Origin of the sequence: Veillonella sp. VA139, assembly GCF_003992005.1 — a bacterium.
In the GTDB taxonomy this organism is placed as follows: domain Bacteria; phylum Bacillota; class Negativicutes; order Veillonellales; family Veillonellaceae; genus F0422.
This window is the reverse complement of sequence record NZ_RQVL01000008.1, coordinates 13,953-35,990: the sequence shown is the minus strand read 5'-3', so window position 1 is coordinate 35,990 and position 22,038 is coordinate 13,953. Positions and strand designations below refer to the sequence as shown.

At 40.6% G+C, this 22,038-nt stretch carries 20 protein-coding genes, 1 other RNA gene and 1 pseudogene; all 22 read right to left on the bottom strand.

Translation table 11 applies throughout. From position 1 onward, the window contains the following. Positions 1–30: 30 nt before the first annotated feature. Positions 31–1,329 carry a replication-associated recombination protein A gene (locus EO125_RS04330; RefSeq protein ID WP_127147824.1) on the bottom strand — a complete coding sequence of 433 codons (1,299 nt, stop codon included), beginning with the start codon at positions 1,327–1,329 and terminating at the stop codon, positions 31–33. Positions 1,330–1,490: 161 nt separating this feature from the next. After that, positions 1,491–1,663, bottom strand: a non-coding RNA gene (gene ssrS / locus EO125_RS04325) — 6S RNA. A 98-nt stretch (positions 1,664–1,761) separates the two neighbouring features. After that, the gene (aspS, locus tag EO125_RS04320) at positions 1,762–3,558 is read right to left on the bottom strand and encodes an aspartate--tRNA ligase (RefSeq protein WP_127147823.1); all 1,797 of its coding nucleotides are present in this window, start codon (positions 3,556–3,558) and stop codon (positions 1,762–1,764) included. A 1-nt stretch (position 3,559) separates the two neighbouring features. Next, positions 3,560–4,834 (bottom strand): histidine--tRNA ligase, encoded by a 1,275-nt coding sequence (gene hisS, locus EO125_RS04315; protein ID WP_127147822.1) that lies wholly within the window; start codon positions 4,832–4,834, stop codon positions 3,560–3,562. Then, complete coding sequence (gene hemZ, locus EO125_RS04310; protein WP_127147821.1) at positions 4,834–6,456, bottom strand: coproporphyrinogen dehydrogenase HemZ; 1,623 nt, start codon at positions 6,454–6,456, stop codon at positions 4,834–4,836. The genes hisS and hemZ overlap by 1 nt, the downstream gene beginning before the upstream one ends. Continuing rightward, positions 6,449–6,940: a Fur family transcriptional regulator gene (locus EO125_RS04305; RefSeq protein ID WP_127147820.1), complete on the bottom strand. Its 492-nt coding sequence runs from the start codon at positions 6,938–6,940 to the stop codon at positions 6,449–6,451. Before EO125_RS04305 ends, hemZ begins: the two co-directional genes overlap by 8 nt. After that, a complete protein-coding gene (locus tag EO125_RS04300; RefSeq protein WP_127147819.1) occupies positions 6,933–8,003 on the bottom strand; it encodes an AI-2E family transporter in 1,071 nt (356 codons plus the stop codon). The genes EO125_RS04305 and EO125_RS04300 overlap by 8 nt, the downstream gene beginning before the upstream one ends. Positions 8,004–8,011: 8 nt before the next feature. Beyond that, positions 8,012–8,635: an MBL fold metallo-hydrolase gene (locus tag EO125_RS04295; protein ID WP_127147818.1), complete on the bottom strand. Its 624-nt coding sequence runs from the start codon at positions 8,633–8,635 to the stop codon at positions 8,012–8,014. A gap of 12 nt (positions 8,636–8,647) precedes the next feature. Beyond that, entirely contained in the window at positions 8,648–9,097 is a 450-nt protein-coding gene (gene dtd / locus EO125_RS04290; RefSeq protein ID WP_127147817.1) for a D-aminoacyl-tRNA deacylase, read from the bottom strand. Then, complete coding sequence (locus EO125_RS04285; RefSeq protein WP_370447289.1) at positions 9,094–11,253, bottom strand: bifunctional (p)ppGpp synthetase/guanosine-3',5'-bis(diphosphate) 3'-pyrophosphohydrolase; 2,160 nt, start codon at positions 11,251–11,253, stop codon at positions 9,094–9,096. The genes dtd and EO125_RS04285 overlap by 4 nt, the downstream gene beginning before the upstream one ends. 65 nt (positions 11,254–11,318) lie before the next feature. Then, positions 11,319–13,325: a single-stranded-DNA-specific exonuclease RecJ gene (gene recJ, locus EO125_RS04280; protein WP_127147815.1), complete on the bottom strand. Its 2,007-nt coding sequence runs from the start codon at positions 13,323–13,325 to the stop codon at positions 11,319–11,321. A gap of 138 nt (positions 13,326–13,463) precedes the next feature. Beyond that, the gene (locus tag EO125_RS04275; RefSeq protein WP_127147814.1) at positions 13,464–14,864 is read right to left on the bottom strand and encodes a DASS family sodium-coupled anion symporter; all 1,401 of its coding nucleotides are present in this window, start codon (positions 14,862–14,864) and stop codon (positions 13,464–13,466) included. 90 nt (positions 14,865–14,954) lie between these two features. Further along, a complete protein-coding gene (gene rpsI / locus EO125_RS04270) occupies positions 14,955–15,347 on the bottom strand; it encodes a 30S ribosomal protein S9 (protein ID WP_009352806.1) in 393 nt (130 codons plus the stop codon). A 21-nt stretch (positions 15,348–15,368) separates the two neighbouring features. Beyond that, a complete protein-coding gene (rplM, locus tag EO125_RS04265) occupies positions 15,369–15,809 on the bottom strand; it encodes a 50S ribosomal protein L13 (protein ID WP_009352918.1) in 441 nt (146 codons plus the stop codon). A gap of 125 nt (positions 15,810–15,934) precedes the next feature. Beyond that, positions 15,935–16,462 carry an N-acetyltransferase gene (locus EO125_RS10050; protein WP_240630436.1) on the bottom strand — a complete coding sequence of 176 codons (528 nt, stop codon included), beginning with the start codon at positions 16,460–16,462 and terminating at the stop codon, positions 15,935–15,937. Positions 16,463–16,474: 12 nt separating this feature from the next. Next, positions 16,475–17,377 (bottom strand): annotated as a pseudogene (gene murB / locus EO125_RS10045) (UDP-N-acetylmuramate dehydrogenase); the annotation flags it as partial. 1 nt (position 17,378) lies between these two features. After that, a complete protein-coding gene (locus tag EO125_RS04255; protein WP_127147812.1) occupies positions 17,379–17,729 on the bottom strand; it encodes a YlbF family regulator in 351 nt (116 codons plus the stop codon). A gap of 186 nt (positions 17,730–17,915) precedes the next feature. Continuing rightward, positions 17,916–18,404 (bottom strand): tRNA (uridine(34)/cytosine(34)/5-carboxymethylaminomethyluridine(34)-2'-O)-methyltransferase TrmL, encoded by a 489-nt coding sequence (trmL, locus tag EO125_RS04250; RefSeq protein WP_009352837.1) that lies wholly within the window; start codon positions 18,402–18,404, stop codon positions 17,916–17,918. 15 nt (positions 18,405–18,419) lie between these two features. Continuing rightward, entirely contained in the window at positions 18,420–18,890 is a 471-nt protein-coding gene (moaC, locus tag EO125_RS04245; protein ID WP_127147811.1) for a cyclic pyranopterin monophosphate synthase MoaC, read from the bottom strand. Between the two features lie 60 nt (positions 18,891–18,950). Further along, positions 18,951–20,315, bottom strand: coding sequence for a hypothetical protein (locus tag EO125_RS04240; RefSeq protein ID WP_127147810.1), 1,365 nt, complete (start codon positions 20,313–20,315; stop codon positions 18,951–18,953). 4 nt (positions 20,316–20,319) lie between these two features. Then, positions 20,320–21,246 carry a hypothetical protein gene (locus EO125_RS04235; RefSeq protein WP_127147809.1) on the bottom strand — a complete coding sequence of 309 codons (927 nt, stop codon included), beginning with the start codon at positions 21,244–21,246 and terminating at the stop codon, positions 20,320–20,322. Positions 21,247–21,287: 41 nt separating this feature from the next. After that, positions 21,288–21,962 (bottom strand): metal-dependent hydrolase, encoded by a 675-nt coding sequence (locus tag EO125_RS04230; protein ID WP_127147808.1) that lies wholly within the window; start codon positions 21,960–21,962, stop codon positions 21,288–21,290. Positions 21,963–22,038: the final 76 nt, after the last annotated feature.

Genomic DNA, 22,038 nt, shown 5'->3' with positions numbered 1-22,038 from the left:
AAAACAACACCATTACCCCCGTGGTAGTCCTCATTGTTTACGGTCTTCCCAGTCTTTCACAAGTTCACGTTCACGACCACGTTCCAAAGGGTTATAAAATTGCTCATCCACCAATGCATCCGGCAAATATTGTTGCACCACATAGCCATTAGGATAGTCCTGTGCATAGCGATACCCAACTCCATGGCCTAATTGTTTAGCACCCCCATAATGGGCATCACGCAAATGTTTCGGCACCTCCCCTTGTTCCTTATGGCGTACCGCATGTATAGCTGCATCAATCCCTACATAAGCGCTATTACTCTTAGGTACCAAGGCTACATATAAGGCGGCCTCGGACAATATAATGCGCGCCTCTGGTAGCCCTACCATATGAGCTGCTTGGGCCGCTGCATTAGCCACCACCAACGCCTGTGGATCCGCAAGCCCTACATCCTCTGCCGCACAAATGACGATGCGTCGTGCGATAAATACAGGATCCTCTCCTGCCTCAATCATACGAGCTAAATAGTATAGCACCGCATCTGGATCAGAACCACGCATACTTTTAATGAAAGCAGAAATTACATCATAGTGATTATTCCCCTTCTTATCATATCGATACACTCGTCGACCTAGTACTTTTTCTACAGTTTCTATGGTGATTTCTCCACCAGAGCGAACCATTGCTCCCACTTGCTCCAGAATATTTAGAGCCATACGGGCATCTCCATCTACAAAGCGACCAATATCCTCTAAGAGATCATCTGTCACAATCAATGCTTTCTTACCTAGACCATACTCCTCATCTGTTAAAGCACGACGTAAGATGGCCACTAATGCCGTTGCAGTTAATCGTTCTAGGGTAAGCAAGCGCAATCGAGATAAGAGAGGACGATTCACTTCAAAGAAAGGATTCTCTGTGGTGGCACCAATTAAAATGATTTGACCACTTTCCACGGAAGGTAACAATACATCTTGTTGACTTTTATTGAAACGATGAATTTCATCTAAGAATAAAATTGTTCGTTGTTGCAAAGAATTACGAATCCGTATAGCTTCTTCAATAGTACTGCGAAGTTCCCCAATACCCACATTGGTCGCATTGAGCATGACAAAACGACTGCTGGTTAACTCCGAAATAATTTTAGCCAATGTAGTCTTTCCCGTTCCTGATGGTCCATATAACAGTAAGGAAGGAACCCTATCTTCTTCAATCATAGATCGAAGAAATGTACCCGGCCCTACCACTTGTTCTTGCCCAAAGAAATGATCCAACGAACGAGGTCGTATACGTACCGCCAATGGTTCAAAGGGATCCATTGACTCTATATTTTCAAATAAATTCATTCTTACACCTCCCTATATCTACCATCGTATATTGATAACTGCTACCGTACATGCAGTAGTGCAAACATATATGCTTATACATTATTATACAATTATTCAGTTATATAGTCTATATGTTCCTAATAATGCAAAAAAAATAAACCACCCTTAGGCGGTTTTATAAAAGCCCCACTATGCCGTATCCATACCGTGTTTTGATCCTGCAAAGGCAGGTGGGTTTCCTCCTTGTAAGATTACAGTCCTCATAGAGGCAGAGCGCCCTTACAAGAGCGAGAATCCCTAAGTTAAAATGTTGGCTCAAAACTGCGATATAACACGTACATAGCAGGAATTTCTATATCCATAGTATAGCAGAAAGGAACGGTCATTTCAAGAAAAAATACACCGTTCCTTATCTTATAAGTATAACAATTTTCTATTGGACAAATTCAGTTATACTAGCTTTTCTTTTGTTACATCTGTTTTAATATGTAATTCACGCAATTGTTTTGGCGCAACTTCAGATGGAGCTTGGCTCATCAAGTCGGATGCACTTTGTGTTTTAGGGAATGCAATTACGTCACGAATGGATTGACGTTTCGCCATCAACATTACCAAACGATCTAAACCGAAGGCACAACCGCCATGTGGAGGTGCACCATATTCAAAAGCATCTAACATAAAGCCGAATTTAGAACGACTTTCTTCTGTGCTCAAGCCGATCGCATTGAATACTTTTTCTTGCACATCAGATTGATAAATACGGATGGAGCCACCACCGATTTCAACACCATTCAATACCATGTCATAGGCAATAGCTTTCACCGCACCTGGATCTGTAGCTAACAAGTCCATATCTTCTTCACGTGGAGATGTGAATGGATGATGCATTGCTACGAAACGTTTATCTTCTTCATCGTATTCGAACATAGGGAAATCTGTTACCCACAAGAATGCCAATTTATTTTCATCGATTAAGCCACGGCGTTTACCCATTTCAAGACGTAACTCACCAAGAGCTTTTGCTACAACTGCAGGTTTGTCCGCAATCATCAATACCAAATCGCCTGGCTCTGCGTTCATTTTCGCACCGATATTGCGCACTGTATCTTCGCCTAAGAATTTCATGATTTGAGATTTGATGGTTCCGTCTTCATTGAAGCAAGCCCAAGCCAAACCTTTGGCACCGTAGATACCTACGAAGTTTGTCAAATCATCTAACTCACGACGAGGAATGCCCGCATAGCCTTTTACGACGATACCTTTTACTTGACCACCATTGTCGATAACAGAACGGAATACTTTGAACTCTGTATCTTTCACACAGTCTGTTACATCTGTGAAAGTCATATCAAAACGAATATCTGGTTTATCGGAACCATACAAGTTCATCGCATCATCCCAAGTCATGCGAGGCATTGGCAATGGAATTTCCACATCTTGTGCAGCTTTGAATACATGGGCAATCATTTGCTCTTGCATCGTCAAGATTTGCTCTTGATCCATGAAACTCATTTCGATGTCCAATTGAGTAAATTCAGGTTGACGATCCGCACGTAAATCTTCATCGCGGAAACAACGAGCAATTTGGAAATATCTTTCATAGCCAGCTACCATCAAAATTTGTTTGAAAATTTGAGGAGATTGTGGTAATGCATAGAATGTGCCAGGATTCACACGAGATGGAACTAAGTAGTCACGTGCCCCTTCTGGTGTACTTTTTGTCAACATAGGTGTTTCAATTTCCAAGAAACCGTTGTTATCAAAGAAGTCGCGCATTGCTTTTGTCACTTTGTGACGCAACATCAAGTTCGCTTGCATTTCTGGACGGCGAAGATCTAAATAACGATATTTTAAACGAATATTTTCATCTACATCGATATTGTCTTGAATATAGAATGGAGGTGTTTTCGCTGCATTCAATACACGTAACTCTTCACAATACATTTCATATTTACCAGTTGGTAAATTAGGATTCACAGCCGCTGCATCACGTTCTGTTATGGTACCACGTACGCACAATACATATTCGTTACGTACATCTTCTGCTTTATGGAAAGAATCCATATTGTGATCAGGAGATGCCACGATTTGCACAACCCCAGATCGGTCACGTAAATCAATAAAAATCAATCCACCATGATCACGACGGCGCTCTACCCAACCGCAAAGAACCACTTCTGTTCCTACTTGTTCTGCACCGATAGTTCCACAATGATGTGTACGGTGTAAACCTTTCATAGTTTCCATTCTAATTTCCTTTCACTAACTCAGTTATACGGTTTGTAATCTCAGCTAAGGATACCGTTTCTTGTTCAGATGTATCCATATATTTTAAGATGACTTTACCTTCAGCTAATTCATTATCACCAATTATAATAACATATTTTGCGTTAATTTTGTTAGCATACTTCATTTGGCTCTTCATAGATTTACCAGAACCTTCCATTTCTGCTTTTACATAGGCATTACGCAAGGTATTTGTAATTCTGAAAGCCTCTTTTTGTGCCATTTCTCCTAATGCCACTACGAAGACGGAATCTTCTCGTCCTTGTTCTGGTAATAAGCCTTGTTTTTCCAATGCCAATAACAAGCGTTCCATCCCCATCGCAAATCCTACCGCCGGTGTATGAGGTCCGTCTAATTCTTCTACAAGACCATCATAACGACCACCACCAGCAACAGCACTTTGAGACCCCAATGGAGTGTACTGTACTTCAAAGGCAGTTTTCGTGTAATAATCTAACCCACGAACCAAGCGTGGATTTAAACTAAATTTTTCGCCAGCTGCAGTTAAGTATTCTTTCACATGATGAAAATGATCTTGGCATTCTTCACATAAATTTTCACTTAACTCAGGTACACCCACTGCTAATTGTTGACATGTTTCTTCTTTGCAATCAAGGATACGCAATGGGTTTTTGTATAAGCGGCTTTGGCATAGTTCACACAATTCTTCTTTTTTCGGTTCAAAGAAAGCAATTAATTTCTCTCTATACGCAGGACGACACGTTGGACAACCTACAGAGTTTACTTCTACATTCAAATCTTTTAAACCTAAGTCACGTAATAATTGCAAGACAAGAGAAATACATTCCGCATCAGCACTTGGTGCTTGTGTACCTAATAACTCCACACCAAATTGATGGAATTGACGATACCGACCTGCTTGTGGCTTGTCGTGACGGAACATAGGTCCAATGTAGAACCATTTTGTAATGGATTCTTGGCCGTAGATTTTATTCTCTAAATAGGCACGCACCGCAGAAGCCGTCCCCTCAGGACGCAATGTATAAGATTGATCTTTTTTATCTCCTGTAGGAAAGGAATACATTTCTTTTTGCACGATATCTGTAGTTTCCCCAATACCGCGTAAAAATAAGCCCGTTTCTTCAAACATAGGCGTACGAATTTCTTCAAATCCATAGGTCTTACATAATCGACGAATGGTATTTTCAATATAGTACCAATTTCCAAGAACACTCGGCAATAAATCTTGTGTCCCTCTTGGTTTTTGAATAGCCACTAGCTGTCCCTCCAATGTTCATTACTTAGTAAAGTACGTTTCTCTAATAGTCGTTGTATATCTTGAATATACGTATCTACATCTTTCGGCATGTATTGTTTTTGTTGCCTAAAATCACTGCCACCTATCCATTTAGACACACTTCCAGGTCCTATGGAAAGTATGGACTGCCGTTCTTCTATCATCTGGATATTATAGATACTTTCATAATTTGGCAAGGTGTAGCCAATGTTCTCCATTTGCCCCACCATGTATTGTTGACGATACATATAATACGGTATATAGCCTAGTTGCAGCAAAGCTGTATGAGTTTCATCTAGCATAGTTTGGACCACATCTTCAGAAGGGATTTCATTGGCAAAGCGACTTCCATATAATGGGCTCCCTTTTTTCAACGCTAACGTATGGATCGTTACATTATGAGGACGTAATTGTTCTATGTATCGCACATTCTCCACCATATTTTTTACTGTTTGACGTGGTAATCCTGCAATAAAATCCATATTAATAGAACAACTTGTGTGGCTCGCCACATAGTCATACATAGATAAAAACTCTGCTACGCTATGGCCTCTGCCAATGATACGTAACAACTCATCCTGCATCGTTTGAGGATTCAAGCTAATCCTAGTCACACCAGAATCTACAATAGATTGAACCTTGTTAGCATTCAATGAGTCAGGACGACCTGCTTCTACAGTAAACTCACGACCCTTTGGAATCACATCTCCCAATGCATGCACAATATGGTGAAAGTCTCCATCATCTAGACTGGTTGGAGTCCCTCCACCCATGTATAAGGATTGTACCTCTAAACCATGACGTTTAACAAGTCTTTTCATATGTTCTATATCACGATGGTAGGTATTCACAAAATCTTGTACCTGTCCATAGTGCTGAATGAGCCCATAAGGAAAGGAGCAATAGGTACAATGCGTTTCACAAAAGGGAATGCCACTATACAAACTAATCTCCTTAGGAGATTGTTGTACATGTGCCACATACGGGCGTTCCAATACTGCCACTTGCTCTAATAATTTCCATTTTACATGGCTAATACTATGGGTACTTTCCAGTTCTTGCCGAACTCGGTCTATGTCACCTAAAGAATCCCATAATTTATGAGTCAACTTAGTAGGTCGTACGCCTACTAATGTGCCCCACAAACTAGTCTTCACACCCAATATACGTCTAAGCTCTGACAAGACTTCTCGTCCTATCACTTTGCGCCCTTCCACAGTGTCTTTTCCTGAAAGAGCCCAAATAGAGAGGTAGTCTGCATATACTTTTGATGGTTCCTGTATCATCGTATCCAACAATTCGCACTGTACGCTAATGTGGCAGAGCAACTGCACAATTATGTGTGTGTGAGTATTGTCTAACTTTAGTTCACCTGTTCGTTTCTTTGATGGTACGGACTCACCTTTAATAGATCCTCTTTGGATGCCTATTCCATGAACTAATTCCTGTGCCAACGAAATAGATTGAGTTTCCTCACCATTCGATACATGGATGATAAAGTCTGGATTTTCTTTCGATGAAAATAATCCCACCGCTCCGCACTGGTGTGCCATGACGGACCCTAACTCTTGAGGCCCGTCATACCAGTATGTATTATGCATGTTCTTTTTCAGCTTCTAAAGCCTTTGCCGCTTCATGGCAGTCACCACAGAAACCATATACTTTTAATTGATGATCAGTTGTGTGGAAGTTTAATTTTTTAGCAATAATAGACTCTAATGTTTCCAACATATCATCTTCGAACTCTTTCACACAACCACATTTCACACAAATCAAATGATGATGGAAATGAGATAACTCATCGCTATTCAATTCATAGCGATTACGACCATCACCAAAATCCAAACGCTTCACTAAGTCTAACTCAGTAAATAAATCCAATGTACGATAAATTGTCGCCAATCCAATGTCTGGATTGTTCTTTTTCACTAAAATGTACACATCTTCTGCACTTAAATGTTTTTCTTCTGCTTCAATGAACGTTTGCAAAATAATTTGACGTTGTGTTGTCAATTTGTATTTTTTATCTTTAATACGTTCTTTCAATTTTTCCATTGTTGCTTGTACTTCTGTTGTTTTATCCATGATGTTCCTCTTTCTGTAATACATAATATCTATTAAAATACCATAAGCGTTTTGCTATAATTTGTGCGATAGCTGTCAATGGTACGGCTGTCATCATGCCAATCATACCAAAGAAATAACCACCTACAAAAATAGCAGTAATAATCACTAATGGGGGAAGATTAATGACATGCCCCATAATCTTGGGCATGATGATTTGTCCATCTAGTAGTTGTAGAATACCGTATGTAATGGCAACTTTCACCGCTAGAGGGCCACTGATGACCGCCGCTAATATAATAGCTGGTCCGGCACTGATGAAGGGACCAATGATGGGAATCCATTCTGCAATGCCTGCCAATACCGCCAACACAAGGGGATACGGCAAGTCATAGAAGTAGCACACGATAAAGGTGAGACAGAACATATTGCTTGCTAACAATAATTGTCCTCGTAAATATCCACCTAATGTGCGAAGAATATCATTCACCACTTCTTCTAAATGAGCTGATGTAGGGCTAGAAAAAATATCTAACACAGCTCGCTTGATGGTGCGTCCATCTTTCAATAAGTAGAATGTTAAAATCGGTACCAATAATAATTGTAATAAGGTACTAGCAAAGGACACAATGGCCAGTACACCACGTTGTGCCAAATCTACACCATAATTACCAATTTTTATCAAGGTAGTGTTGATAATTCCTTCAAATTGGTGAGGTATAATACTTTCTCCATCGATACCTTGTAATCCTTTCACCACTGTTACAAATTGATCTAATACATATGGCAAATTGAATAATAATTTAGTTAATTCGCCGATTACTGGTAACATGACATACCGCACCAGCAATGTAGAAATCAATGCTACCACGATAAATGATGGAATGATGGCAATCCAGCGTGGACATTGTTTCCAATACCGCCTTGCACACGTTTGCGTCATATTGACTAATGGCCATAATAGCAATGTTAATATGACCGCAATAATCAAAGGAATGACTACTGGTAAGGCGATTAATAAACCAATACTAGCCAAGACCAGTAAAATACAACGAAGCCAATATTGTATAGTTTTATTTCCCATCCTATCACCTACCGTACAAAGGGATTATATTGTTTTTCATCACCAATGGTAGTTTGTCCGCCATGACCTGGATACACCTTTGTATCATCTGGTAATGTATAAAGCTTTTCTTTAATCCCTTTACTTAACTGCTCAAAATTACCATTCGGGAAGTCTGTTCGACCCACTGACCCTTGAAACAAGGTATCACCAGCTAACAAGGTCCCCTCTGTATAATAGCACACACCACCTGGTGTATGACCTGGCGTTTCAATCACAGTAAAGGTAGTGTCCCCTAAGAAAATCGTATCGCCCTCTTTCACATAGCGAACATCGTTCACTTCTGCCGTTATATAACGACCAGAATGAGCACTTAAATTCACTTCTGGATTCGTCAGACACTCCGCATCACCTTCGTGAATATACACTGGCACATGATACGCATCCACCAACGTTTTTACCGCTCCAATATGATCACTGTGACCATGAGTTAGTAAGATTCCTTGTACTTTAAAGTCATGACTATCTAAAATGTCTTTGAGTTTTTCTCCTTCATCACCCGGATCTGTGACTAAACACGTATTATCTGCTTCATTATGCGCAATGTAACAATTTGTTCCATACGCCCCTAAGGGCATATAATATAGCTTCATTTATTAACTCCATTAAAACTCTTTACTACTATCTAATAGAATCGTCACAGGTCCATCATTGACCAATTCCACTTGCATATGGGCTTGAAATTGACCTGTACTCACTATTAAACCTCTTCCTTTGAAAGCCTCTACTAGCTCCAGATATAACCGCTCTGCCATCTCTGGTGGTGCTGCTTTCATAAAGTTCGGTCGACGACCCTTGCGCGCATCTCCGTAGAGAGTGAATTGCGACACTACGCACACCTCACCACCTACATCTAATACGGATAGGTTCATCTTATCCTGTTCATCTTCAAAGATGCGTAAGTGACTGACCTTATCGCAGATATATTGCACATCCTCTGTTGTATCCGTATCTGTTACACCTACTAGCACTAAAAGACCTTGCTTCGTACTACCAATGACAGACCCATCTACGGTAACCGAAGAAGAACTTACACGTTGTACAACCGCTCTCATGCTTTCCCTCCTCGATGGACTGAATATACATCTTTCACTCGACGCAACTTCGTCATCACATAATCCAGTTGTGACAAATCTTTAATATCTAACATTAAATGAATTGTTACATCTTTTGTATCGTCAGTTTTTGCATTAATATTGGAAATGTTAATTTTCATTTCCGACAATACTGCCATCACTTCCATTAATAAGCCACTGCGATCATAGGCATGTACGGACACACTTACTTGGAATTGATCCTGTGTAGCTCCTTCCCAATCAACTTCTATCATGCGATTCAAATCATCTGGGGTATGACCAATATTGGTACAATCTGCGCGATGTACAGAAACACCTCTGCCTCTTGTAATATAACCAATAATATCGTCTCCTGGTACAGGATTACAGCAACGAGCCATACGAACCATCACCCCAGCTTCACCTTTTACAAGAACACCGCTACTACTTTTCTTGGATTTCCCTTGATTTACTTTGAGACGGTCGATAACAGCCATTGTATCTTTTCGCTGCTCTTCCTTAGCGACTTCCTGCTTATGAATGTCCACTAATCTAAGCAATACTGTATTCACTGAAAGTCCACCAAATCCAACGGCAGAGTACAACTCAGCTTCGCCACCAGCATTCAAAGATTTTCCAATCTTTTCTAGACGACCATTTTTTGTTAAGTCTTTCCAATCATAGCCTAAGCGTTTCGCTTCTTTTTCTAATAGTTCGCGGCCTTTGACGATATTTTCTTCTTTATTTTCTCGCTTGAACCAGTTTCGAATCTTCGTCTTACTTTCTGTAGAACCAACAATATTTAACCAGTCTAAGCGAGGTTTTCCATTTTTAGAAGTGACGATTTCAACGATGTCACCATTTTGCAGTTCATAATCTAGAGGAACAATCTTGCCATTAACTTTGGCTCCTACACATTTATTGCCCACATCGGTATGAACACGATAGGCAAAATCCAGTGGCACTGTGCCTTTTGGCAACTTCATAACGTCACCTTTTGGGGTAAAGACGAATACTTCCCCTGTAAAGACATCTAGTTTTAATGCATTCAACAATTCTTTCGGATCGCTGGCATCTTGCCACTCAAGAACTTGACGAATCCAGCCTACCTTTGCATCAAAATCAGCTTCTGCCTTTCCTTTATTGCCCTCTTTATAGCGCCAATGAGCGGCTACACCATATTCAGATACACGATGCATATCCCAAGTACGAATTTGAATTTCTACGGGCTGACCTTTCGTACCGATGACGGTGGTATGCAAGGATTGATACATATTCGACTTCGGCATGGCAATATAATCTTTAAAGCGATACGGCAACGGTTTCCACAAACTATGTACTGTACCTAACACAGCATAACAATCTGGAATTGTATCTACGATGACACGCACTGCATACAAATCGTAAATTTGCGATAAATCACGATTGTCCTTTTTCATCTTCTTATAAATACTATAAAAGTGTTTGGGACGACCTTTTACATCTGCTTTAATATGAGCATGTTCCAAAGCATCTTTCAAAGTATTCATAGTATCATTGACGATATCCTCACGAGCTTGTCGTTTTTCACTCATCTGTTGTACTAGGTCATAATATTTTTCTGGTTCTAAATAGCGGAACGATAAGTCCTCTAGTTCCCATTTAATATTAAAAATACCTAAGCGATGTGCCAATGGCGCAAAAATTTCTAATGTTTCTTGGGCAATGCGCTGTTGTTTATCAGGTCGCATATGCTTTAAAGTACGCATATTGTGCAAGCGGTCCCCCAGCTTGATAACCACTACACGCACATCTTTTGCCATGGCTAAAATCATCTTCCGATAATTTTCGATTTGCTGTTCTTCTTTCGTTTGGTACTGAAATTGATTCAGTTTTGTAACCCCATCTACCAAGAACGCCACTTCTGGTCCAAATTGTTCTTCTATTTCCTCTAAGCTTATCTCTGTATCTTCCACTACATCATGTAATAAAGCAGATACCAAGGTAGATCGATCAATTTGTAGTTCGCTCAATATAGTGGCAACCCCTAATGGGTGCAAGATATACGGTTCTCCAGAAACCCGTTTTTGTGGCGCATGGGCTTTATCTGCCAGTGCAAACGCACGCTCTATGACTGGCCAGTCTTCTTCTGGTAAATAGGACCGAACACGGTCCATAAATTGTCCATATTCTCGTTCTTTATTAAATGTATGCTCCTGAGGGGTATTTATAGTACTTACCATTAAGCTCCCTCCTGACTATATGTCATAAACGTCAAGGATGTATGAAGTTCCAACTTTTGTTGCACATTCACCCAACGATAGACATGACGTCCATCTTCTAATACTTCTTCTTTCAAAATGCCTAATTCCTTAAACACTTCAAGGGCAAGAATAGCTTCTCGAGAAGTCATCTCTTGAGGTCGGCTTTCCAAGGTTTCCCGTTCTACAATATATTTCGGTGCTGTGGGAGATCGGAAAATTTGTTTCACCACCGTATACAGTTTACGCAAACTATCTACTTCTAACCGTTCTCGTTGCTGTGAAAGGGGCTCCAAGTCTTGCACAATAAGCTGTGGCGTCACCACACCTTGCCATTCATTTTTCTGCAAGGAAAAGGCTACTTTTACAGGGTCATCAGCAAAGATTTCTTGCATATAATGCTCCCCTTGCCAAGCCACCGCATCAATGGGGCCCTGCTGACCTTGTAGAATAATCTTACAATGATTTTTTTGAAAGCCCATAGGATACAGATTCTGTACACGAATCTTAGGAAGGGCAAACACAGGCGTACTATTGCCCATACCATAAGGCTCCAAGGTAGCAATTTGATCAATCAGATCAATACTAATGTCATCGCTATGCACTGCGCCATCAATGGTGACAATGGGAATATAATCTTCTTCTGTTAATTGTTTACGGCAAAACTCGCTAGCTTTTTCACGCAAAGCATCAATCTGTTCTGCTTGTACACTAAATCCTGCCGCCTGTGCATGACCACCAAACTGAATTAATGTATCCTTTGCATAGGTTAACATATCATACATATTACAATGATCAATACTACGGCAGGAGCCTTTACCAATTCCATCATGGATACTAATCACCATGGTCGGTTTATAAAAGGCTTCTACCAAACGGGACGCAACGATACCGATAACGCCAGGATGCCAACCTTCGCCTGCCACTACAATACATTGATCCGCCAAACTTCCTTGTGCTAATACCGATTGATAGGCTTCTTCAAAAATTGATCGCTCAATCTGTTGTCGTTCCGTATTCGTTTCTTGCAACTCTTCTGCAATTTCAATTGCCTCAGCTGGGTCTGTAGTAATCAGCAATTCTACAGCACGTGTCGCATGTGTCACACGACCTGCTGCATTTAATCGTGGTGCTAAGGTAAATCCAATGTGCCCTGCAGATAACACTTTACCTTCTAAACCAGCAACTTGCACTAAAGCTTGAATCCCTACATTGGGGGATTCTGTCATTTTACGCAAACCTTCACGGACGATGATTCGATTTTCTCCCACTAAGGGAACTACATCAGCTACCGTACCCAAAGCTACAATATCTAAGTCTTCTCGATATTCTTCACCAGTACGACGTTTCCACAACGCTTGGCAGACTTTGAAAGCCACACCTACACCAGATAAGTTTTTATCTGCATAGGGACACCCTGGTTGTTTATGGTTTACCACCGCTGTAGCTCTTGGTATTTGCGGTGGTGATGTATGATGGTCCGTAATAATCATAGACACGCGATCTCTCACAGCTTCTACAATATCATAGGAACTAATACCACAATCTACAGAAATAATTAAGTCTGTTTTTTGAGCAATCAAATATTCCAAAGCTTCTAAGTTGAGACCATAGCCTTCGCTTTGTCGCTCTGGAATATAATAAGTTACATTCGCTCCTAAGCGCGAAAAAAATCGGTACATTAGTGATGTAGCAGTAATACCATCCACATCATAATCTCCGTAAATGACAATGGATCCATTCATAGCTAAGACTCTTTCGATTTCTTCCACAGCCTGTGCCATACCTTTTAACATAAAAGGATCTAATAAATCATCCATTGTGCTATATAAGAATGTTCGACCTTCTTCTACAGTGGTAATCCCACGATTTGCCAATAAATGAGAAACAATAGGGTGCACTGCTAATCCAGAGGTCAATTGAGATTCTACTTCTTCTTGATGTTCGGCAATTTCCCAACGTTTGCCTTTTTGTTTATATTTTTTCATGCGTACCTCTTGGATGGATTTTTCTTTCATTATCATTATCATTATTATACATGAAAGTCCAAGTATTTTCAATAAGTATCATTATTAAAAATATAATAATTTACTTTTATTATCACATCTTATGATAAGAGTAGAATCTTAAATGATGCCAAACAACTTCATGCTTAGGTTACCAAAGAAGAAATGGAAGATATAATTCAATACGGAAATATAAAAGCCTACTTTCCACCACGTTACTTGTGGCACGTAGTGACTGCCAAAGAAGATCGGCGTTACCCCTGAGCTATAATGTGTCAAGGTGCAGCCAGGGCTATTCATCAAGCCAAACATCAAAATTGCATAAGGAATTGGTGCGCCCAAGGCAATTAAGATAGATGCAAAGGCAGAAAATAATGCGGTAATACGAGCGGTGCCGCTGGCGAAGAAATACTGCGAGTATACAAAGACTAAGGAAATAATCAAGGCTGCCCACTCCCAAGACATACCACCTAACATAGTGCTGACGAATTTTGCAAAGACAGCTACAACGCCTAATTTACCGAGCAATCCAGCCATACCTACTAGAGTACCCATCCAGATTAAAATATCCCAGCCTGTGGTTTCTTTCAAAATGTCATCCCATGTAAGACACTCACTAATGACACAGGCTAGTACCGCCATAATCGCAATAACAGTCGCATGTAAGCCCGTAATTGTCGTAGTAGACCAGAGTAGTATGGCACCTACAAAGATAGCCGCTACCTTTTTCTCCATCGTCGTGATCGGACCTAGTTTATCTAGTTCTTCACGAGCCATAGCTGGAGCTTCTGGTGTTTCTTTGATTTCAGGTGGGTAAATCTTATAAATAAACCAAGGCATGATGATCATACTGAGCAATCCAGGCAAGGCTCCTGCTAAAAACCACTCCCACCATGTCACCGTGTAGCCAAATAATTTTGCCCCTAAAGATGTAATCAACAAGTTACCACTACAAGCGGTCAAGAATACAGTCACTGTACAGGCATTTACTGTGTGAGCCGTAGTCATTAGGTAGGCTCCCATACGACGTGCCGTTTCTCCCGGTCTCGAATCGAATGCCATAGAAATATTTTGCACGATAGGATAGATAATACCGCCTCCACGAGCCGTATTCGATGGGGTAGCAGGAGAAATTATTAAATCAGTCATCGCCAAGGCATAGGCTAAACGCAAGGTACTTGTACCGAACCAATGAATTAAGGTATAGGCAATGCGTCGACCTAATCCAGAGTTAATAATACCTCTAGAAAAGAAGATAGCCGATACGATAAGCCATACATTAGGCTCTGCATAGCCTAATAAAGCTTCGTTCATCTTAATGGAGCTAGTAGCTACTGCCGCCGCAGCTCCCATAAATGCCATGACCCCTGTGGGATAGGGTCGTAATATAAAACCCACAATAGTGGCTGTAAAGATAGCTAATAAATGCCATCCTTGATCTGTAATTTCTGGCGTATGTGGCAAACACCAAATAATCAATGCCACAGCTACCACTCCCAATAGTCTTAGTAGTTTATCCATGTAGTATCATTCCTTTCCACTTTCTATACTGGTTCATAGGCAACAAAAAACCCAGCACCACAAAGGATACTGGGTTCTGTAATCGCCAAATTAACGTTTGGAGAATTGAGATGCTTTACGAGCTTTTTTAAGACCGTATTTTTTACGTTCTTTCATACGTGGGTCACGAGTCAAGAAGCCAGCCTTTTTAAGACCTTGACGAAGTTCGCCATCAACTTCTAATAATGCACGGGACACACCGTGACGAATTGCACCAGCTTGACCGGATGGGCCACCACCAGCTACAGTTGCCACAACGTCGTATTGTTCTAAAGTGTTTGTTAATACCAATGGTTGTTTAACAATCAACTCAAGAGTTTGACGACCGAAATATTCATTTAATTCGCGTTTGTTTACAGTGATTTTACCTGTACCCGGTACCAGACGAACTCTAGCAACGGAAGATTTTCTACGACCAGTGCCGTAGTATTGTGCTACTGCCATTATATGTTCCTCCTCCCGGTATTAACGGATATCTAATTCCAAAACTTCTGGTTTTTGAGCAGCATGTGGATGCTCTGCGCCAGCGTATACATTCAATTTACGGTATTGTTGTGCACCCAATTTATTTTTTGGAAGCATACCTTTAACTGCCATTTCGATTACACGTTCAGGATGTTTTTCCAACATCATAGCAAGTGTAGTGAAACGGGATCCGCCTGGATAACCAGAATGACGGAAATATTCTTTTTGTAATAATTTTTTACCTGTTACACGAACTTTTTCTGCGTTCACAACGATAACGTGGTCACCAGTGTCTGCATGTGGTGTAAAAGTTGGTTTATGTTTGCCCCGAAGAACTTTAGCAACTTCGGCAGCAAGACGTCCTAAAGTTTTACCTTCAGCGTCAACAACATACCATTTGCGCTCAATATTGTTCGCATTGGCCATAAATGTAGTTTTCATGCTGCTTTCCTCCTAATAACAAGAATGTATTAACAGAAGCAATTGCCACCTTCCGGGGCTAGTGGAAGTCCGTACAAATTGCTTACCGAAATATTATACTCAAAATACAATGGATATGTCAAGGTTTATCGCAAAGATTTCTTCAACAACCAATCGCTATCTGTCTTCTCTGGAGTCACAACAAATTGGTGTTCTCCAAATTTTTCAAATCCATAGCATTTATAAAAATGTTGTGCTTTATAATTTTTCTCCCAAACACCAAGCCAAGCCCAATCAAAATCACCAGACTCAGCGATACGCAAGGCTTTTTCAAACAAGGCTTTACCCACGCCTTGTCCATGGTACTCTTTGAGCACATATATACGTTGCACTTCAAAGGCATTCTCTAATTTACGCTCTGTTTGTGCATCGCCCCAATTTACTTTCAAATACCCTGCCAATGCATCATCTACGTAAGCTAGATATGTTTCGCTCTCGTCATGGTCCAGCTCACGTTTCAATACATCATGGTTATAGGTTTCTTCAAAAAAGGCTTTCAAGTCCTCTTCTGTATTGTCATGACTGAAAGTTTCTCTAAATGTGTCTGCACACAAGTTAGACAATGCTGGAATATCTGTCTCTTGAGCTCTTATAATGGTGACAACAGAACCCATTTGTTCACGAGATTCCCCTAGGATGCGCACCTCTGGTTCCAACTGCACTCCATGAACTGCATGAATCCGCTTTTGCACCTCATGGATGACACCTAATACATCATTAGCTGTGGCTCCTCCACGATTGACCACAAAGCCCGCGTGCTTCGTAGATACCTCTGCAGGCCCTACAGATAAACCTTTCAAGCCTGTTTGGTCAATCAAAGTTCCTGCATAATATCCCGGTGGGCGCTTGAAGGTAGATCCTGCGCTGGCATGTTCCAAGGGTTGTTTAGATTCCCGTTTTTCAGTGAGATCATCCATTCGTTCTTGGATATCAGCTGGGTTCCCCTCTTGCAGCTCCATCGTCACCCGTACGATGATTTCATGGTTCTCGTGAAAACGGCTATGACGATAGGCAAACTGCAATTCTTCTCGACTATAGTGGTGCAAGTTCCCTTGCATATCGACCGCATCTACGCCAGTGACTACTTGATCCATTTCGCCATCATAGGCACCAGCATTCATGAATACAGCCCCACCTAAACTACCAGGAATGCCGATAGCAAATTCCAAGCCACTTAAACTTTCACGTTGGGCGTATTCGGACACTTCTTTCAACGTATACCCTGCACTCATGATAATCGTAGTACCATTACGGTGTTGTTCCTCTTGTAATTCTTTCAAGCAAAGAACGACACCACGCATACCACCATCTTGGATGAGCACATTAGACCCTAAACCTAGTACAAAAGGTTCAATGCCATGTTTGCTCAATACATGCATGCAATCTTGCAACTCTTGTATAGAGTGAGGTAATACAAGTAAATCAGCGGGACCTCCAATTTGAAAGGTTGTAAAAGGTGCCAACAGGGCATCCCGCTGGATACGATCCGATGGAACCACCTGTTGCAATGCTTCCCATACAGCGTTCATATTACTGAGCCTTTTCTAAAATTTTCATACCTTCAGTGATTGGTTCGCTAATGATTCGATAAATATCATTCGCCACTTGTGTCCAACGTGCATGCGCTGTTAAGTACGCATTCGCACCAGAATTAGCTTGTACCATTGGCAATAAGCCTTCTAATTTTTTCAATAACTCTTCCGCTTCAGGAGCATCTGCAATTTTTGCATATTCCAATTGCATTTGTAAAGACATAAATTCTTCTACCATGCCTTTTGCTGCTTGGTCGTCTTTAATTGCCTCTTGGGCTGCCATCATCTCTTTATGTTCTTCGCTGTCACGCATTGCTTTTTGTAATTCATAAGCTAAATCGTAATTCATAATTCCTCCTCCATCCTATTCGGATTTCATTCTTATATTCTTTCATATATTGTGTATGCTATACAGTCTATAGTATCTAATCTTCGGTCGTATAGTGAAAGTCTATGATATTTCACCGTATATAGACTATGCCATATGATTAGACTGACTATATTTACCATTTTCTATAGACCAACAATCAAGAGCTTACACCTCGATAGATACACCTGGTCCAACGGCCTGCAAATCTGGGAAATCCAGTTGGCGCATAGCTTCATAGGCAATGATTGCCACCGCATTCGATAAATTCAAAGACCGCGCTTCATCAATCATCGGAATACGAATGCATGTATCTGGATTGGCTGCCACAATTTCTTCTGGCAAACCTTTTGTTTCTTTACCAAACACGAGCATATCTCCAATTTCATATTGCACTTCTGCATGGGTATGGGCGGCCTTTGTCGTAGCATACCAAAAACGCCGATCTTTATACTGTTCATACACTTCATCCAAAGACTTATGTATTTTTACATCCACAAGATGCCAATAATCAAGACCTGCTCGTTTCAAATATTTATCTTCAATGGAAAACCCCAAAGGTTCCACCAAATGTAGTGTCATATGATTTGCTGCACAAAGGCGTGCAATATTGCCTGTATTACCAGGAATTTCCGGTTCTACTAATACAATTTCCATGATTCACCTACTATCTTATCGCTTAAAATGTCCGCTTTTACCACCTTGTTTTTCCACAAGATACACAGGACCAATGGTCATAGTTTTGTCGACGGCTTTTACCATATCATAAACCGTTAATAGACCCACTTGAACCGCTGTTAATGCTTCCATTTCCACCCCTGTAGGGCCCGTAGTTTTCACTGTGCTACGAATGCACACAGCTTGTTTCTCTTCTACCAAGGAACAGTCTACACTTACCTTCGTCAACGCCAATGGATGGCATAACGGAATGAGGTTAGACGTTTGCTTCGCCCCCATGATGGCTGCCAATTGTGCCACTGCTAACTCATCACCTTTTTTGACATTCCCAGACGCCACAATACTAAAAGCTTCCTCACTGAGCGTAATAAACCCTTCTGCTACAGCCACGCGCTCTGTGTGATCCTTAGCGGATACATCCACCATATGCGCATTACCGCCTTCATCAAAATGTGTTAATTTCATAGATACCTCCATGTGAAGATTATTATACCATAGAGAAGGGAGGGACGTCAGTATAGAGGATTACTCCCTGAATAAAGCATTGAATAAGTCTTCATCCGTCTCTATAATATCATCATCATTTACGCCATAAGATTTTGCAAGTTCTACAGAGGCAGAGCCCCTTTGACTAGATGTATAACTCATGTCTAATTGAGCAATGAGCCCCATTTTATAGTCATGCTCATTTTTAACCTCCATATAAAATGATTCAAACTCTCGTTCTAATTGACCTTCATAGGCACGAACTCGTTCATAAAAAGCTGCCACCGCTTTTTCTTCACCAAGGCTTAATATTTTATCTTTTATCCATTGTTTTACATGTTTCCACACATCAGATATAATCGGTTTAATAAAAATAGCTATTTCTTTAATAATGAGATAAATAAATCGGATCCACGCCACGTAGTTCATGCGTAAAAAAATCATTACCGCATTGCCACCACCTCGTATAACAGCATCAATACCATCCACTGCACACATGGCACCTGTACTGATTAAGAGCATCCAACGAAGAGTTTTATCTTTCATAGTTGGCAGACAATCTTTCCAAGGAAGCTGATACTGAAAACGTCGACGTATCACACAAAATGCACGAACAATTAATTCATTAAGAATTACAGGCACCGCCATTGCTAGCCCATGGCGGAAATCATAACCTTCTTGGAATACTTTAACCATAACAGTAGCAAAATCATTGCGATATTGGCCTACTTGAAAACTTCCCACATTGAAAAATTGAAATAGATTCATAAAAGGAATTGGAACACCTGTACCTCTACCGCCATTTCCTCGTCCACCAGAAGATCCTGCTACATCAGATAATATATGCCCTAACCAATTTGCAAATCCTGCAAATAATTTAGATATAAAATTGCTACCCTCCAAGCGGAACTTACTATCACTGGTATCAATGCGAATCAATTGTCCATCCGAAATAAAACTAGCTGTATTCATAAACTGATCCAAAATAGAGAAAAATAAACCAATTGGATCTGGACTATGAGATAAGGATTTAAAGTGATGATTTTTAGTCCCTAGAGAAAAGGCACCTCCTACATCCGTAGTACTGCGATGATCATAATTTACCGGGAAGTTTCTTTCAAAAAAGCCTATAGCTGATCCAATCGTTTCGTGGCCATCTTTAGGAGTCCAGCCAGAAATTTTAGCAGCTTTCATGACAAGATTATCTACCATGCCATCCGCTAATTTTGTCAATGGTCCCTCTTTAGGAATTCCCACAAAAAATACATCGATTAATCCTGCCATAATACCAGATGTAGCCGCAAACATAGCATCATATTTATCGAATACAATATCCTTAGCATCCATGGCTATATCATTATACTTATAAGCTCCCATAATTTGAGGAAGTGATAATGTACTCATGTTTCTATCCTTTATTTACTTTTTCTTTTAGTATTTCCGAAATAGTTTTGGCCGTATTCATAATAGTCATTAGATCTTTTTTCTCATCAGAAGACAATCTTTCAAATCGTCTATACCCCTTTATTTTTTCTTTAGTAGCTTTTTTACCAAACAGTTTGGCAAAAAATCCTACGTCTTCTACCACTTCTTCCTCTTCTTTCACCCATTCAAATGAACTGTCAGCTTTTTCTAATTCTTGCACCATTGAGTTTAATCGTATATTTTCCTTTTCTACAGCAGTTTCTAGTTTTTTTAGTTCATATATAGCACTTTTTACTTCTCTAGCAGCAGCTTCATACTTTTGAGCAGCCTCTTTATTTTTAGAGCTAGCCCAAAGTCCACCACCCAGCAATGCAAGGCCTCCAATCGCCCAGCCCACTGGTCCAGCCATAGCTAGCAAAGCTTCTCCAGCAGCTACGCCACCACCACCTGCAACTAAGGCTCCTCCTCCAAGCCATGCTAAAGCAGCATTCGTAGCTGCTGCTCCCGACAACGTACCAATGGCTGCGCCTGTAGAAGCAGTGCCAAATGTTGTAGCAATAGCCATAGCAGCAGTCGGTCCAAAGGCTGCTACCCCGGCACCCATAGCTACCCCTGCACCTGCTATACTACCACCATTATTATCATCAAAATCACGCTCTAGCCGATCCACTTCTGTGGTAAAATCTTGTAAATTAATTTTAATATCACTAATTTCTTTAGCATATTCTTTAGGTACTCCTGACAAAGTTTCTAAATGTGCTGCAACATGTTGAGCAATATCTCTAGCAGCTAATTTACTATTATGAAACTTTTCAACCATTTTGACAGTGGAATCCAGCTGTGAATCATGTCTTGATTTTGTTCTCTTTAATTCTTCTAACGCATTTTTCTTTAGCTCATTATTAAACATAAGTCTCTCCCTTGTTCTCGCTTACCATAATACTAGTATTTTTATAATTCTATAGTTTGCCCTGGATCCACCACAAGTCCTGCTTGTTTATGTTTTGCTTCTAACAACGCCACAAAAGTTGCTGGCTCTTTATCGATGACAGGCCATGTTTTGTAATGGATTGGGATGGTTGTATTTGCTTGAATCCAAGATGCTGCCGTTACTGCATCTTCCACCCCCATCGTAAAGTTATCACCAATTGGCAACAAAGCATAGTCTATTTCACCATGACGACTGATTAATTTCATATCGCTGAACAATGCAGTATCCCCAGCAAAGTATACACGTTTACCAAAGAACTCAATGATCACACCTGCGGCATGCCCACCTGGTACACCAGAACCATGGAAAGCCGGCGTCAAGCGGATAGAGCCAAATGGAAAATTGAACTTTCCACCTAAATGCATCGCATGTGCTCTAGCACCTGCAGACGCCGCTTTACCTGCTACCTCTGCCGTAGAAATAACAAGAGCATCATTTTTCTTTGCAATCATATCGGTATCACCATAATGATCATCATGACCATGAGACACAAAAATGTATTGGCACTCTATATCCTCTGCCCTTGCCACATCCCAAGTATTACCAGTAAAGAACGGATCACACACCAACGTCACATCACCATTGCTCAAAGCAAACGTAGCATGACCATAATACGTTAACGTTACATTGCTCATAAGAATACCTCCCTTATATATACTTATATATCATGTTTATTAAGTAAATTATAGCATTCAAGGAAAGTCGGTCGCA